A 14,794-nucleotide genomic window follows, 5' to 3' on the forward strand; every position below is an offset into this window, starting at 1 on the left:
GATCCACCGGGCGGACCTGCTGGACGCCCTGCGCGCGCAATTGCCCGAGGGCGTGCTGTGCCTGGGCAGGGAGGCGGTGTCGCTGGAACCCGGGGGCGCGCAGGCGGTGCTGGGCTTCGCCGACGGCACGCGGGAGGCGTTCGACCTCGTGGTCGGCGCGGACGGCATCCATTCCGTCGTGCGCACCGCGCTCTGGGGCGAGGATCGGCCGCGCTACACCGGCATGGTCTCCTACCGCGGCACCTTCCCCGCCGAGAAGGCCGCCGACCTTCCCGACACCGACGCCTTCACCAAGTGGTGGGGAGAGGTGCCTCAGAAGCAGATCGTGACCTTCCCGCTGACGCGCGGCCGCGACATCTTCGTCTTCGCGACCCTGCCGCAGGACGACTGGTCCGAGGAGGGCTGGACCCTGCCCGGCGATGTCGACGACCTGCGCCGCGCCTATGCCAATTTCCACGTCGATGCCCGCAGGCTTCTGGACGCGCTGGACGAGGTCACGCGGTCGGCCCTGCACGTGCGCGATCCGATGCCGCAATGGGCGCGCGGGCGGGCCACGCTGCTGGGCGACGCGGCCCACCCGATGGTCCCGTTCATGGCGCAAGGCGCCTGCATGGCCATCGAGGATGCCGTGGTGCTGGCCCGCGCGCTGGAAGCCGCCGACACCGAGATGGACGCCGCGCTCGCGCGGTACGAGACGGAACGCAAGCCCCGCACCGCGCGGGTCCAGGAAAGCTCGCTTGCCAATGACTGGCTCAAGAAGGCCGGCAATGCGGATTGGGTCTATGGCTACAACGCCTGGACCACGCCGCTCCACGTTACCACTCACAACGGGAGTTCCCATGAAACACGTGTTTAGCACCGCCCTGCTGGCGGCCGGCATGGCTGCCGCTGCCGCCCCCGCACTCGCCGACGCGATCCAGATCAACGCCGTGACCCTTGCGCCCCGGCAGGTCTACATCACCCAGCCGTTCGCCCAGTTCGTCGAGGAAGTGAACGAGCGGTTCGCGGGCGAGATCGAGATCACGTGGCGCGGCGGGCCGGAAGTGATGCCGCCCTTCGGCCAGGCCGAGGGCGTGCGCAACGGTGCCATGGGCATGACCTATACCAGCCCCAGCTACTACGAGGGCCTCGTGCCGACCTCGGGGACGATGAACCTGTCGTTCATGAACTACGCCGAGATCGCGGCCACCGACTACCACGAGCGGATGACCGAGCTTCATGCCGAGCAGGGCCTCGCCTTCATCGGCGAGATCCCGGCCACGCAGCTCAACTTCCAGATCTACATGGGCGAGGAAGTGACCAGCCTGGCCGATCTGGAAGGCAAGCGCATCCGCGTCTTCCCGACGCTCCTGCCGCTGGTGCAGGCGCTCGGGGCCGAGCCGATCGTGCTGCCGATGGAGGAGATCTACACCGCGCTCGAGCGGGGCACGATCGACGGGTTCATGCAGGGCCCGCTCGGGCAGGCGGCGCAGTTCGAGGGGCTGGTGACCACCGTTGTCCAGCCCGGCGTCTACCGCGCCGGGTTCCCGGTTCTGATGAACATGGACCTCTTCAACGAGATGTCGCCCGACCTGCAGGAGCGTTTCGTGACCTTCCTGCGCGAGGACTTCGCGCCGCGGATGGATGACATCTGGGCCGAGGACATCGCCACCGAACGCGCCGCGCAGGAAGCGGCCGGGTTCAGCTTCCTGATGCTGCCCGAGGACGAGGCCGCCCGCTACGAGACGATGGCCATGGACGCCGCCTGGGCGATGACGGCCCGGAACGCCGGCGAGGAGGTCGCCGCCGAACTGCGCGGAATGCTGGACCGCCAATAGGCCGACGCGCCTCCAACGAGGGCGGAGGCGGGGTGTCCCCGGCTCTGCCCGGATGACAGTACGAAAGGCAGCAGGTGGACCGGACCCTGACCCAGCTGAGGCGCGTGTTCAGCCGCCTGAACCTGATCTGCGCCATCATCGGGGCGTCGCTGCTGTTCATGATCGCCGCGACCATCTGTTTCGAGGTGACCATGCGCGCGCTCGGGGGCGCGTCGCGGCTCTGGGTGATCGAGGTCAGCGAATACGCGCTGTTGTTCATCACCTTCCTCGGCGCGCCCTACCTCCTGGAAAAGAACCAGCATGTCGTCATGGACCTGGTCTTCGCCAGCCTGTCGGGCCGCCCGCGCATGGCGCTCCAGATCGTCAACGCGTCGATCGGGCTGGCGCTGTGCGCCGTGCTGACCGTGGTGGGCATCAGCGTGGTGCTGGAACAGTTCGAGCTCGGCGTGCGGCAGGTGACCGTGCTGCGCCCGCAAAGCTGGTGGATCACCGCGGCCCTGCCCATCGGGATGGGGCTGATGGCGGTGCAGTTCCTGGACCAGATCATCCGGTCGTTCCGCGGCGAGGTGATCTGAGCGATGGAGTGGTACGTCACGCTGATCGTCGTGCTGGTGCCGCTGTTCGGCCTGATGATGATGGGCCTGCCGGTCGCGTTCGCGTTCCTGGCGGTCAATCTCGTGGGCTCCTACCTGCTGATGGGCGGGTTCTCGGGGATCGAGCAACTGGTGCTGAACACGGTCGGTTCGGTGACGAGCTTCACGCTGATCCCGATCGCGCTGTTCATGATCATGGGCGAGGCGATGTTCCGGTCGGGCATCGCCATCGACCTGATGGACACGCTCGACAAGTGGTTCGGCAAGCTGCGCGGCCGGCTAGCCCTGATGGCCGTGGGCGGGGGCGTGCTGTTCTCCACCCTGACGGGCAACTCGATGGGGTCCGTCGCGCTTCTCGGGTCGTCGCTGACGCCGCAGATGGAAAAGCGCGGCTATGCGAAATCCATGTCGCTCGGACCGATCCTTGGCTCGTCGGGTCTGGCGATCATGATCCCGCCCTCCTCGCTGGCCGTCGTCCTCGGGGTGATCGGCGACATCTCGATCGGGCGCATCCTGATCGGAATCATCGTGCCGGGTCTGCTGATGGCGCTGCTCTATGTTCTCTACATCCTCGTCCGCTGCCGCCTGCAGCCGCATCTCGCCCCGACCTTCGACGTCCCCAGGGTGCCGATGGCCGTGAAGCTGCGGGCCACGGCGCTGAACATCGTGCCGCTGTCGGTGATCGTCTTCTCGGTGGTGGGGGTCATCTTCCTCGGCCTTGCCACGCCCAGCGAGGCGGCGGCGACGGGCGCCTTCGCGACGCTGTTGCTGGCCGCGCTGCGCGGCCGGCTGACGCACAGGGTCTTCGGGGACACGATCTTCTCCAGCGCCGGCATCTCGGTGATGGTTCTCCTGATAGTGTCGGGGGCCGTCACCTTCTCGCAACTCCTGGCCTTCACCGGGCCACCTACGGGATGGTCGACGTTGTCCTCGGCCTCGACATCTCGAACGAGGCGATCGTGTTCATGATGATCATGCTGGTGGTCTTCATGGGGATGTTCATGGGGCCCTTGCCGATCATGCTGATCACGCTGCCGATCTTCGTGCCGGTGGTGCAGCAGTTCGGCATGGACCTGATCTGGTTCGCGGCGCTCTTCCTGGTGGCGATCGAGACCGGCGCGACGTCGCCCCCCTTCGGCGCGGCGCTGTTCGTGATGAAGGCGGTGGCGCCCAAGGGCACCACGATGGGCGACATCTACCGGGCGGCGGTGCCCTTCATCCTTCTCGATTTCCTGGCCATCCTGCTGATCTTCTTCATCCCCGGGCTGGTGACCGTTCCGGTCGGCCTGATGTTCCGATGAGCCGCCCCAACTTCCTCGTCATCATGACCGATCAGCAGCGCGCCGATCACCTGGGCTGCTACGGCAATTCCATCGTCCGCACCCCGCATGTCGACGGACTGGCGGCGCGGGGAACGAGGTTCGAGAGGTTCTACGTCGCCAATCCGATCTGCCAGCCCAACCGTGCCGCGCTCGCCACGGGGCAGATGACCTCGGTCAACGGGTGCCGCCAGAACGGCATTCCCCTGGGCCTCGACGCCACGACCTATGCGGATGTGCTGCGCGCGGTGGGCTACCGCACCGGGCTTGTCGGCAAGGCGCATTTCCAGAACGTCTCGCCGGTTCCGGCCCGGATGCCCGAGGCGAGAGGGCACGGGGACCCGCTGCCCGAGCCGGTCGACCTGGCGCGCAGGAGCCAGCGTCGCGGGCCCGACTACGGTCACGAGATCCGAGCGCATTGGGTCGAGGACCCGGACCGCGACGTGCCGCGACCCTATTACGGGTTCGACCACCTGCGACTGTGCATCGGCCACGGGGATCAGGTGGAGGGGCATTATTCGCGCTGGCTGACGCAGCGTCTGGGCGGCGCGCCCGACCCGCGCGGACGTGCTGCGGCGCTGCCCGCCTCGCCCAGGGACGTGCCGCAGGTCTGGCGCACGGCGGTGCCGGAGGACCTCTATCCCACCGCCTATGTCGGGGAGGAGGCCTGTGCCTTCCTGCGGGATCGAAGCGACGATCCCTTCCTGCTGGTCGCGTCGTTCCCCGATCCGCACCACCCCTTCACCCCGCCCGGACGCTACTTCGACATGTACGACCCGGACGAGATTCCGCTGCCCGAGAGCTTTGCCCATCCGACCCGGGACCGCACCGACCTGCCGCGCCATATCCGGCGCGTCTACGAGATCGGGGCGGAAAAGCCCGATGCCTATTGGCCCTTCCACAGCGATGCCGAGGCCACGCGCCGGATGATCGCGCTCAACTATGGTGCGATCTCGCTGATCGACGAGTGGGTCGGGCGCATCCTGCGCGCGCTCGAGGACAGCGGGAAGGCCGGCTCGACGATCGTCGTCTTCATGTCCGACCATGGCGACTACATGGGCGACCACGGCACCGTGCTGAAACATGGCCTGCACACCCACGGGTTGATCCGCGTGCCGCTGATCTGGGTCGACCCCGACCGAAAGCCCGCGGTATCCCGGCTGCAAGGCAGCGCCATAGATTTCGCGCCGACCCTGCTTCAGAGGGCGGGGCTGAAATGCCCGATCGGGATGCAGGGACGTGACCTGCTGGCCGGGGACGCGGTGGATCTGCCCGTGCTGATCGAGGATGCGGGCCTTGCCTTCGCCAGTGACGACGGCCGGACCGCCAGCCGCACGCTGGTTCACGAGGGATGGCGGATGAGTGTCTTCGAGGGCTCGGATCTGGGGGAACTCCACGACCTCGAGGCCGATCCGCACGAGCTGTCGAACCTCTGGGCCGATCCGGCCCATGCGGAGCGCAAGGCCGTGATGATGCAGCACCTCGCCCACCGGATGATCGCGCTCCGCGATACCGGCCTTCTGTCCACGCATCAGGCGTGAGGTCATGCGACGGCATCCCCTCGACATCCTGATCGTGGGCGGCGGGATCGCCGGGTGCTGTGCGGCCATTGCGCTGACGCAAGCCGGCCACCGCGTGCGGATCGTCGAGAAGCAGGACGCGTGGCGCTTCCAGAGCTCGGGCATCTTCGTCTATGCCAACGGGCTGGCGAGCCTCGGGCGTCTGGGGCTGCTGGACGGCATCCTGGCCGCGGGCTTCCCGGTGCCCGAGGGGCGCAACGCCTACTACGATCACCTTGGCCAGCCGATCGTCGAGACGGTCTATCCCACCGCCGGGGGCGGGCGCATCCCGGCGATCCTGGGCATCAAGCGGGCCGAGATGCACCGCGTGATGGCCGCCCGCGTCGCCGCGCTGGGGGTGCCGGTGCAGTTGGGCACGCAGGTGCGCGACCTGAAGGACGGGGCCGAGGGCATCGCCGTGACGCTGTCGGGCGGCAGCGTGACGCGGGCCGACCTCGTCGTCGGCGCCGACGGGGTTCGGTCGGCCACCAGGGCGATGATCGGGATCGACGTCGCGCCGCGCTACAGCGGGGTGGGCGTGTGGCGGGCGGTGCATCGCAGGCCCGCGGACGTGACCGACAAGATCATGATGATGGGCCCGGCCAAGCGCTTCGGGATCATGCCGATCAGCGAGGAATTGCTCTACACCTTCGGCACCGTGGCCGAGCCTGAAGGCCGCCACTACGCGCCCGCCGAGTGGCCGCGCCTGATGGCGGAGCGTTTCGCCGAGTTCGAGGGGCCCGCCGCACCGTTCCTTGCCGAGCTCGGCGCAAGGTCCGAGGTGCTCTACACCGCGGTCGAGGAGGTGGTCCTGCCGCTGCCGTGGCACCGGGGGCGGGTCGTGCTGATCGGGGATGCGGCCCACGCCTCGACGCCGTTCATGGGGCAGGGCGGGGCGATGGCGATGCAGGACGCCGTCGTGCTGGCCGAGGCGCTTGCCGCCCATGACACGCTCGAGGCGGCGCTGGCGGGGTTCGGACAGGCGCGGGGGCCTGTCTGCGCCTTCGTGCAGGACGTGTCGCGCGCGGTGGGCGAGGCCGGAGCGCGGGAGACGCCGGGTGGCGCAGCCGCGCGCGATGCCGAAATGCGCAGGACGGCGCAGGACAGGGTGGACGGGTTCTATGCCCGGTTGCACGCGCTGACCGAGGCAGGGCGCTTCGCCCGCTGAGGGCGCCTAGCCGGGCAGGCGCAGACGCCCGGAAATCTCAGCCCCGGCATGGTCGAGCGCGCCGATCCCGGCCCCGGCGGTCCAGAACCCGCCGAGGATCTCGGTGCCGGAAAGATCGACGCGCCCGGCGACCTGTGCTGCCTCCAGCGTGACATTGGCCATCACCAGAGCATCGCGCATCGACAGCGTGCCCAGCCGGGCGCGGGCCAGCGACAGGACCCCCTGCACCACGACGCCGTCGAGCCGGGCCTCGGCCGCCTCGAGGCCATCGGCCCGCAGGTCGGTGCGGAAGGTCGCGCCGGTCAGGTCGCAGGTGCCGCCGATCGTCGCCCGCCGCAGCCAGGCCAGCCCGCGAAACCGCGTGCCGCGCGCGCTGAGACCGCCCGCGAGCGTCGCGCCGGACAGGTCGAAGCCGCGCAGGTCGAGGCCGTCGAGCACCAGGGGTTCCGCCAGCACGATGCCGCGCGCGTCGACGTGTTCGCCGTGGCGCCACGGCCGCCGCAGATCGGCCAGAAGCTCGGCCGCGGTCACGTGAACACGAAGCCCCGGTTGACCGGCAGGACCTGGCCCGTCAGCGTCAGCGCGGCCTCGCTGAGCAGGAAGGCCACGGTTCCGGCCACGTCCTCGGGCGGCTGGGGCCCGGGCACGGCGCGGCCCTGGCCGTATTGGTCGTGGCGCGCCCTCGGAACGTATTCGGTGCTGGCGGTGGTCAGGATGCCCGGCGCGATGGCCGTCACGCCGACCCCGTCCGGCCCGAGCTCGCGCGCCAGCGCCCGCGTCATCGAGATCACCGCCCCCTTCGAGGCCACGTAGCTCATCAGGTTGGGCGCACCCCAGAGCGCGGTGTCGGAGGCCACATTGACGATCCGTCCCGAGCCCGAGGCGCGCAGCGCCGGGGCGGCGGCACGGGTCATCAGCCAGGTGCCGCGCACGTTGACCTCCATCACCCGGTCCCAGGTGTCCGGATCGATGTCCTCGAAGCCGATGCCGCCGATACCCGTCGCGATCGCGCCGTTGTTGAACAGCCCGTGAAGCGGCCCGTCCAGCGCCGCCCCGAGGGACGCGACACTGGCCGGATCGCGCAGGTCCACGCGGTGGAAGCCGGCGGAAAGCTCGGCCGCGACGGCGCGGCCCTCCTCTTCGAGGATGTCGGCCAGGGCAAGCCGGGCGCCGGCCTCTGCCAGGTGGCGGGCGATCACCGCGCCCAGCCCGCGCGCGGCACCCGTCACCAGGATGCGCCGTCCCGCAAGACTCATTGCGCGGCCACGCCGTCCGCGGCGGCGGCATCCTCGGCCTCGATCTGGGCGCGGGCCAGCCGGTTGAGCGCGCGGCGCAGATGCGCGAGGCCGATGTCGTGCTGGTACAGCATCTCGCGCCGCCGCGCGTCATCGGGCATGCCTTCCAGCATCACGCGATCCTGCTCGAGCACGTTCCAGTGCCGTTCCTCGAGCCGCGCGCGGAAGAGGAAGCGCCAGCTGTCACGCTCGAAGCCCTGCACCTTGCGCATCCGCCAGAAGAACACCTTGCAGCGTTGCGGGCCCATCGGCAGCACGTAGCCGACGATGCGCATGTTGCCGCCGGGTCCGGCCGACGCGGGATAGGGAATGTCGAGGTGGCAATACATGCCGCCTTCGGGCGTTTCGAATTCGACCCAGTCGAAGTTCTCGCCGGTCTGACCGACGCGCGCGACGCGGAAGCCGCCTTCGCGGTTCTCCAGCTCCAGCAGGTCCTGCTTGGACCCGAAGGCGAGCGTGAAGCTCTCGGCGTGGAGGTAGCAGCCGTGCATCGGGTCGGCCAGGTTGTCGAGCGCGTAGCGGTAGTTCACGTCCCAGACGGCGGTGCACAGGAAGCCGGCCCAGTCCGGGTCCGTCAGTTCGGGCGAGAGGGGCAGGGGCGGGGGCGCCGTGGCCTCGTCGCTGGACATGAAGACGAACACCGCGTCGCTGTGTTCGGCCACGTGATAGGAGCGCAGCGCCTTGCGCCCTTCCATCGGACAATCGGGCATGGCGGGAACCCGCTGCACCGTGCCGGTGCCATCGACCACGACGCCGTGATAGCGACAGCCGATGTTCTCGCCGTGGATCTCGCCATAGCTCAGCGGAGCGCCGCGGTGGGGGCAGAAATCCTCGATGCACTGCACGCTGCCGTCCGAGCGGCGCCACAGCACCAGCTTCTGCCCCAGCGCGACGACGCCGAAGGGGCGGTCACCGCGGACTTCCACCGACTTGGCGACCGGATACCACTGATCGCGGACGCCTTCGTTCACGCGGGCCTCGATCCGGGCCCTCATCTCTGCTGACAGTGCCATCGTGTCCTCCGCTCAGGCTCCGAAGCCGTGTTCGAGATAGGCGGCGTCGAGGTCGGCGTTGATCCCCTGCAACTCGGCCTCGAGCGTGTCGGCCGTCCAGTCGGGCTTGCCGCTGGAGGGCCGGATGACGGCGCGCGCGGCGAGGGCCCGGGCGAGGTCGGCCTGCCCGGTGATCCCCTGGCCGTAGATCTCCATCAACGCCTCGGCCAGGTCGTCCTCGGCCTGCGTGAGGGGGCGGCCGCGGCCCTGGTGGGCCAGTTCCGGACGGCCCGCGGCGCGCGCGGCGGCCATCATCGCCTTGAACGCATCGGGGCGTCCGGCAGTGCCGTTCGTCGCCATGAGGTCAGCCCTTCCTGTAGACGGCGCCATCTTCGCCCGATGTGCCGATCACCGTCCAGACCGTTGCCGGGCCGAACCCGTTGTTGCGCAGGTAGTGGGCCTGACCGGCCGGCGTCTTGACCAGGTCGCGGGGACCGAGTTCGACGCTGGCCTCGGTGCCGTCCTCGTCGACCCAGACGACCTCGACGCTGCCCTCGATGCAGAGGTAGGCATCCTCGACGCTGCGGGTGAAGGGCGCCAGTTTCGCGCCCATGGGAAGGCCCCACATCTCCTTGCGGGTGGTATCGTGCTTCACCGCGCCCGGCGCGTCGCCCACGTAGACCTTGCGCATGAAGCCCGCCTCTTCCCGGATCGTCGGCAACTCGGTGTAGCGCACGACGTAATCGGCCATCAGCTTCTGAATCTCGTGCGAGCCGTTGCGATCGAACGGCATGGTCTTGCCCGGCTCGGCTCCGAAACTGCGCGCCAGTTCGCTGGGATGCTCCTTGGGGTGGTAGTGATAGACGGGGGGCAGGGGCTTGCCCACGTCGACCGAGATCGACATCACCACCGGCTCGACCCCGTCGACCCGGAAGCCATGGCCGATCTCGCGGGCGTTGAGGATCATGTCCCGGGGCCCGAGATTGACCTCCACGACCTCGCCGTCCTTTTCCCAGCCGACGATCAGCGCCCCCGAGAGGATCAGGAAGCTCTCCTCGATCTCGTGGCTGTGACAGGCGGCGTAGTGGCCCGGCTCCTTGTAGATCAGGCTGAGCGTGAAGTTGTCGGCCTTGAGCGTCGAGGGATCTCCCACCTTGGGGGACCCGCCGGCGCCGATGTAGCGCATCTGCGCGCGCGACAGCTCCTCGAAGCCGACATTGGAGGGAAACGCCTTCCAGTCGAAGGCCTTGTCGACGAAGCGCCCGGTATGGGCCTTGAGGCGATCGCCGAGCGTGGCCTCGGGGGTCGTTGCGATGTTCATGGTGATGCTCCGGTTCGGAATGCGCTTGACCCGACTGTAGATGAGGGGGATTCGTTGGGAAGCGCGCGTTTTACCGGTGAAACGCTGCCGGAGGCCTGATGAGCGACAAAGACCCTTATGCCGTCCCCGCTCTCGTGCGCGGGCTGACGCTGTTGCAGGCCTTCACACCGCAGCGGCCCGAGCAGACGATGGCGCAACTGGCGCAGACGCTGGGCATCACGCGCTCGGCGGTGTTCCGCACCGTGCACACGCTCGTGCAGGAGGGCTTCCTGCTTCCGGTCGGGGACGGCAGCCACTTTCGTCTGGGTCCGGCGGTCCTCAGGGTCAGCTATGGCTATCTCGCCAGCCGCGAGTTGCTGGAAGTGGCGCAGAAGCCGCTCGAGGCGATGCGCGACGCCCTGGACTGGTCGGGCCATCTGGGCGTGCTGGATGGGCGGCACATCCTCTATCTGATCCGCCTGCCAGCCTCCGACGGACTCTCCTCGCTCGTCCATGTCGGCAGCCGCCTTCCGGCGACGATGACGGCCATGGGGCGCGTGCTGCTGACACAGAAGACCGAGGCCCAGATGCGCCGGTTGCTGGAAGGCCAGCCCAAGGCCTCGATCGACCGCGTGCTCGCGGCCTGGGCGAAGGATCGCACCCGCGCATCGGTCATCCACAACGGCAGCTTCGAAACCGGGTTGTGCAGCGTGGCCGCGCCGATCTTCGACATGTCCGGCGACATCGTCGCGGCCATCAGCGCGACGAAGCAGACCGACGCGATACCGGCCTCGGTGGAGCGTGAGGTCCTGAACACGGCCTATATCATCAGCCGAGCCATGGGCTGGGACGCGCGGTGATCCGTCGGACGGCACGCGCGAAGCACGCGGGAACGCCGCCGATGACCTGACGTCGTGCCGGGCGGGGTGGTCGTGCGCGTGTCGTGTCGGTATGGTGCGCGCCGCGGGTCCGTCCCAAATGCCGGCGACCCCCGGGAGACCACGGAATGCCCCAGAACGCAGCCATCGATGCGGCGCGTCTGTCCGTCGCGCCGATGATGGACTGGACCGACCGCCATTGCCGGTTCCTCCACCGGCTCATGTCGCGGCGGGCGCTGCTCTATACCGAGATGGTGACGGCGGCGGCGGTCGTGCGGGGAGAGCGCGAGAGGCTGCTCGCCTACGATCCGGCCGAGCATCCCGTCGCGTTGCAGCTCGGCGGGTCGGACCCCGCGGAGCTGGCCGAGGCGACCCGGATCGCGGCGGGCTACGGTTACGACGAGATCAACCTCAACGTGGGCTGCCCCTCCGACCGCGTGCAGTCGGGCTGCTTCGGCGCGGTGCTGATGGAGCGGCCGGGCCTCGTGGCGGACTGCGTCGCGGCGATGATCGCGGCGAGCCCCGTTGAAGTCACCGTCAAGTGCCGCATCGGCGTCGACGACCAGGTGCCGGAGGCAGTGCTGCCGGCGTTCCTGCGCACCGTGTCGGAGGCGGGTGTCCGGCGCTTCGCGATCCATGCGCGCAAGGCCTGGCTCCAGGGTCTCAGCCCGAAGGAGAACCGGGACATCCCGCCGCTCGACTACCCGCTCGTCCACGCGATGAAGCGTGAATTCCCCGCGCTCCACCTCTCGATCAACGGCGGCATCGCCAGCCTCGAGGAGGCGAGGGCGCATCTCGACGCCGGCATGGACGGCGTGATGATCGGGCGCGCGGCCTACCACATGCCGGCCGAGATCCTCGGACGCGCCTATGCCGAGATTTTCGGAGACGCGGGGGCGGGCCGCAGCGCCGAGGACGTCGTGCTCGCCATGCTGCCCTACATCGAGGCGCATCTCGCCGCGGGCGGGCGGCTCCACCAGGTGACGCGGCACATGCTCGGGCTCTTCGCGGGACGCCCCGGCGCGCGGGGCTGGAAGCGCGTTCTCTCCGAAGGCGCGCATCGCGACGGCGCGGGGGTCGGACTGGTGCTCGACGCGCTGGCGCAGGTGACGCAGCGGGCGGCGTGAGGTGGGCTGGCTCGACCGCGGCTGGGAGGTCTTCGCGCCGGAACCCGCCGTCGCGGACTGGCTGCGGACGGTCGGGCCGGTCGCGCGCGCGGCGCTCCGCGACGAGGGCCTGAGGCGGCGCTGGCTCCGTCACGGCGGCACCTGGTTCGTGGGCGTCGACGTGCTGCCGAACGGGCCGGACGGTGCGGTGGCGGGCGGTGCGCCGCTTGCGGGCAGGGCGTTGGAGGCGGCCCGGGCCGTGGCGGGCGATCTGCCCCTCCATCGCGCTCAGGTCTCGGTCACATGGCCCGGCTATCCGGGCCGCGACCCGGGCGAGAGCGATGCCGCCCACCGCTTCCGCCGCGACCGCGACGGGGCGCATCTCGACGGCCTTCTGCCGATAGGGCCGGAGACGCGGCGCTTTCTCAGGGAGATGCACGCCTTCGTTCTCGGAGTCGCCGTGACCGAAGCCGAGGCGGACGCGGCGCCCCTCGTCGTCTGGGAGGGGAGCCACCGCCTGATCCGGTCGGCCTTCGCGCAGGCCTTCGCGGGCGTCGCACCCGAGGACTGGCCGGAGATCGACGTGACGGAGATCTACCGGGAGACGCGCCGCGCGGTCTTCGCGTCGTGCCCCCGGCAGGTCGTCGCGTTGCGGCCGGGTGAGGCCGTCCTCCTCCATCGCCACGCGATCCACGGCGTCGCGCCCTGGGCGGAGGGTGCGCAGGCCGATCCCGATGGCCGGATCAACGTCTATCTCCGCCCGGAGGTGGCGCGCGCCTCGGACTGGCTGGATTTCGACTAAGTGGCAGCGGTTTGCACGGCGAAGATCAGGTGCTCCGCCGGGCGAGCTTCGCGGCCCGGCCGCCACGCCGCACGGCGAGTTTCGCGCGCCGCCCGGGCAACTCCGCCATGACCTCGCGTCGCGCCTCGCGGCTCATCCGGCCCCAGGCGGTGATCTCGTCGATCGTGCGGTAGCAGCCGGTGCAGATCCGCGCCTCGGGGTGAACCACGCAGATCTTCACGCAGGGGCTCTCGATCTCTTCGCGTTTCCAGACGTCGTCGCTCATCTCGCGGCCCCGATATGCGCCAGCCTGTCCAGCGCCCCTTGCAGGATATAGGACGCGGCGACCGCGTCGATCACCTCGGCGCGACGTTTTCGCGACGTATCCGCCTCGAGGAGTGCCCTTTCGGCCGCAACCGTGCTCAGCCGCTCGTCCCAGAAGGTGACGGGAAGGTCTGCGAATCCCTCCAGCGCGGCGAGGTTCCGGGCGAAGGCTCGGGTCGACTGGGCGCGCGGACCCTCGCTCCCGTCCATGTTGCGCGGCAGGCCCAGCACGATGCCCGCAAGCTCGCGTTTCGTCATGATCTCGCGGATTTGCGCCGCGTCCCTGGTGAACTTCTCGCGCTTCAGCGTCACCAGCGCCGTGGCCGAACCCAGCAGCCTGTCGGACACCGCCACCCCGATCGTCTTCGTCCCGAGGTCGAGCCCGATCAGACCGCGCCCCTTCGGCAGGGCGGACGCGAAGTCCCCGATATCCTCGAGGATCACTCCGACGCCCCGGACAGCGTCGCGCCCGCCGCCTCGATCTGCGCGAGCGCGGCCGCGTCCTCGGCGAAGACGCCCAGCGCCTCCTCGTAGACCGCCTGCGCCTGTTCGGTGCGCCCGAGGACCCCGAAGGCGGTGATCAGCCGCGCCCAGTCCTCGGGCGGGCCGCCTTCGGCCGCGAGTCGCTGCGCGAGGCCCGAGACCATGCCCTCGATCATCGCGGCGCGGTCCTCCTCGGGCATGTCGGAGGCGGCCTCGATGTCGGCGTCCGACGGGCCGCGCGGCGGTCCCGGCTGCGGCAGGTCGGCCAGCGTCACCCGCTCGCCCGCCAGCGCCGCGACCTCCTCGATCTGCATCCGGATCGGCTCGAGCCAGGGCGCGTCGGCCCGGCTCTCGGCCAGGAGGTTGCGCCAGATCGGGAAGGCGAGGTCGGCGCGGCCCTGCTGGGCGTACATGAGGCCCGCGTAGTAGCGCGCCGTGCCGTTCCGGGGCTCGAGCTCCAGCCCGCGGGCGAGCGCCGTCTCGGCCTCGGGGCTGACGTAGCCGCCTGCCGACAGGATCATCATCTCCGCGAGGTCGATGTAGTGCGCGCCCGTGGCCTCGGCGCCGAGAATCGCGATGAGCCGCTCCTGCGCGATCCGCGCCGCGCGGAAATTGCCCAGCGCCGCCTCGTTCTGCGCCAGCAGCGCCATGCCCTGCGGGTCGTCCGGCCGCGTCTCCATGATGGCGCGGAGCTGCGCGACCAGCTCCTCGCGCTCGGGCTGGTCGGGCAGAGCCTGGCGCATGGTCGTCTGCGCCTCCGCCGTCTCCTGGTCGGGGCGGTTGGCGCGCGCCTCCTCGACCATGGCGATGCGCGTGGCGATCGGCAGGTCGGGATAGCCGGGCGCGCCGACCCGCATGTAGAGGCCGACCGCCCCCGCCACGACCGCCACGAGAAGGCCCGCGACGACCCAGCGCTCCGTCCCCGACCGCCGCGCCTCGGCCGTCTGCGCGCGCGACAGCGCCCGGTCCGCCTCGAGGATGCGGCGCGAGACCTCGGTGCGCGCGCGCTCGGCCTCGGCCCCGGTCAGGATGCCGCGCTCGAGGTCGCGGTCCACCTCCTTCAGCTGGTCGCGGTAGACCTGCAGGTCGTAGGCGGCGGCCGGGACGCCGCCCTCGCGCGGGCGCAGGAAGGCCAGCAGGATCAACAGCGCCACGAGGAGCGAGACGGCGCCCGCCGCG

General features: G+C 70.1%; 18 protein-coding genes. 10 read left to right on the forward strand and 8 right to left on the reverse strand.

Annotation, left to right across the window (positions count from 1 at the left end):
* From ACTS11_RS20030 to ACTS11_RS20060, 7 genes are all read left to right on the forward strand, one after another.
* A partial coding sequence (locus tag ACTS11_RS20030; RefSeq protein ID WP_442642045.1) for an FAD-dependent monooxygenase occupies positions 1–856 on the forward strand: 856 nt, incomplete at its 5' end.
* Positions 840–1,817 (forward strand): TRAP transporter substrate-binding protein DctP, encoded by a 978-nt coding sequence (dctP, locus tag ACTS11_RS20035; protein WP_442642046.1) that lies wholly within the window; start codon positions 840–842, stop codon positions 1,815–1,817. The genes ACTS11_RS20030 and dctP, both read left to right, overlap by 17 nt.
* A gap of 74 nt (positions 1,818–1,891) precedes the next feature.
* Entirely contained in the window at positions 1,892–2,392 is a 501-nt protein-coding gene (locus ACTS11_RS20040; protein WP_442642047.1) for a TRAP transporter small permease, read from the forward strand.
* Positions 2,393–2,395: 3 nt separating this feature from the next.
* A complete protein-coding gene (locus ACTS11_RS20045; RefSeq protein WP_442642048.1) occupies positions 2,396–3,379 on the forward strand; it encodes a TRAP transporter large permease subunit in 984 nt (327 codons plus the stop codon).
* Positions 3,325–3,711: a TRAP transporter large permease subunit gene (locus ACTS11_RS20050; protein ID WP_442642049.1), complete on the forward strand. Its 387-nt coding sequence runs from the start codon at positions 3,325–3,327 to the stop codon at positions 3,709–3,711. The genes ACTS11_RS20045 and ACTS11_RS20050 overlap by 55 nt, the downstream gene beginning before the upstream one ends.
* The gene (locus ACTS11_RS20055; RefSeq protein ID WP_442642050.1) at positions 3,708–5,270 is read left to right on the forward strand and encodes a sulfatase family protein; all 1,563 of its coding nucleotides are present in this window, start codon (positions 3,708–3,710) and stop codon (positions 5,268–5,270) included. Before ACTS11_RS20050 ends, ACTS11_RS20055 begins: the two co-directional genes overlap by 4 nt.
* Before the next feature lie 4 nt (positions 5,271–5,274).
* Positions 5,275–6,456 carry an FAD-dependent oxidoreductase gene (locus ACTS11_RS20060; RefSeq protein WP_442642051.1) on the forward strand — a complete coding sequence of 394 codons (1,182 nt, stop codon included), beginning with the start codon at positions 5,275–5,277 and terminating at the stop codon, positions 6,454–6,456.
* 6 nt (positions 6,457–6,462) lie between these two features.
* Here the strand turns inward: ACTS11_RS20060 and ACTS11_RS20065 are convergent, their stop codons facing one another.
* Genes ACTS11_RS20065 through ACTS11_RS20085 form a run of 5 tightly spaced genes read right to left on the reverse strand, consistent with a single transcriptional unit; the run spans position 6,463 to position 10,064 of the window.
* Positions 6,463–6,987: a pentapeptide repeat-containing protein gene (locus ACTS11_RS20065; protein ID WP_442642052.1), complete on the reverse strand. Its 525-nt coding sequence runs from the start codon at positions 6,985–6,987 to the stop codon at positions 6,463–6,465.
* A complete protein-coding gene (locus ACTS11_RS20070; protein ID WP_442642053.1) occupies positions 6,984–7,712 on the reverse strand; it encodes an SDR family oxidoreductase in 729 nt (242 codons plus the stop codon). The genes ACTS11_RS20065 and ACTS11_RS20070 overlap by 4 nt, the downstream gene beginning before the upstream one ends.
* Positions 7,709–8,764: a Rieske 2Fe-2S domain-containing protein gene (locus tag ACTS11_RS20075; RefSeq protein ID WP_442642054.1), complete on the reverse strand. Its 1,056-nt coding sequence runs from the start codon at positions 8,762–8,764 to the stop codon at positions 7,709–7,711. Before ACTS11_RS20075 ends, ACTS11_RS20070 begins: the two co-directional genes overlap by 4 nt.
* A gap of 12 nt (positions 8,765–8,776) precedes the next feature.
* Positions 8,777–9,103, reverse strand: coding sequence for a recombinase-like helix-turn-helix domain-containing protein (locus ACTS11_RS20080; protein ID WP_442642055.1), 327 nt, complete (start codon positions 9,101–9,103; stop codon positions 8,777–8,779).
* Between the two features lie 4 nt (positions 9,104–9,107).
* Positions 9,108–10,064 carry a cupin domain-containing protein gene (locus ACTS11_RS20085; RefSeq protein ID WP_442642056.1) on the reverse strand — a complete coding sequence of 319 codons (957 nt, stop codon included), beginning with the start codon at positions 10,062–10,064 and terminating at the stop codon, positions 9,108–9,110.
* Positions 10,065–10,162: 98 nt separating this feature from the next.
* Here ACTS11_RS20085 and ACTS11_RS20090 point away from each other — a divergent pair, with 98 nt between their 5' ends.
* The 3 genes from ACTS11_RS20090 to ACTS11_RS20100 all read left to right on the forward strand — a co-directional run bounded on the left by ACTS11_RS20090 (position 10,163) and on the right by ACTS11_RS20100 (position 12,829).
* Positions 10,163–10,903, forward strand: a complete 741-nt coding sequence (locus ACTS11_RS20090) for an IclR family transcriptional regulator (protein ID WP_442642057.1) — start codon at positions 10,163–10,165, stop codon at positions 10,901–10,903.
* Between the two features lie 146 nt (positions 10,904–11,049).
* Positions 11,050–12,048, forward strand: coding sequence for a tRNA dihydrouridine(20/20a) synthase DusA (gene dusA, locus ACTS11_RS20095; protein WP_442642058.1), 999 nt, complete (start codon positions 11,050–11,052; stop codon positions 12,046–12,048).
* Position 12,049: 1 nt separating this feature from the next.
* A complete protein-coding gene (locus tag ACTS11_RS20100) occupies positions 12,050–12,829 on the forward strand; it encodes a hypothetical protein (protein ID WP_442642059.1) in 780 nt (259 codons plus the stop codon).
* A 25-nt stretch (positions 12,830–12,854) separates the two neighbouring features.
* Here ACTS11_RS20100 and ACTS11_RS20105 read toward each other — a convergent pair whose 3' ends face one another.
* The 3 genes from ACTS11_RS20105 to ccmI form a co-directional block, all read right to left on the reverse strand.
* Positions 12,855–13,094 carry a DUF1289 domain-containing protein gene (locus ACTS11_RS20105; protein WP_442642060.1) on the reverse strand — a complete coding sequence of 80 codons (240 nt, stop codon included), beginning with the start codon at positions 13,092–13,094 and terminating at the stop codon, positions 12,855–12,857.
* Complete coding sequence (ruvX, locus tag ACTS11_RS20110; RefSeq protein ID WP_442642061.1) at positions 13,091–13,576, reverse strand: Holliday junction resolvase RuvX; 486 nt, start codon at positions 13,574–13,576, stop codon at positions 13,091–13,093. Before ruvX ends, ACTS11_RS20105 begins: the two co-directional genes overlap by 4 nt.
* A partial coding sequence (ccmI, locus tag ACTS11_RS20115) for a c-type cytochrome biogenesis protein CcmI (protein WP_442642062.1) occupies positions 13,573–14,794 on the reverse strand: 1,222 nt, incomplete at its 5' end. The genes ccmI and ruvX, both read right to left, overlap by 4 nt.

The organism is Roseicyclus sp., assembly GCF_052168335.1.
In the GTDB taxonomy this organism is placed as follows: domain Bacteria; phylum Pseudomonadota; class Alphaproteobacteria; order Rhodobacterales; family Rhodobacteraceae; genus Roseibacterium.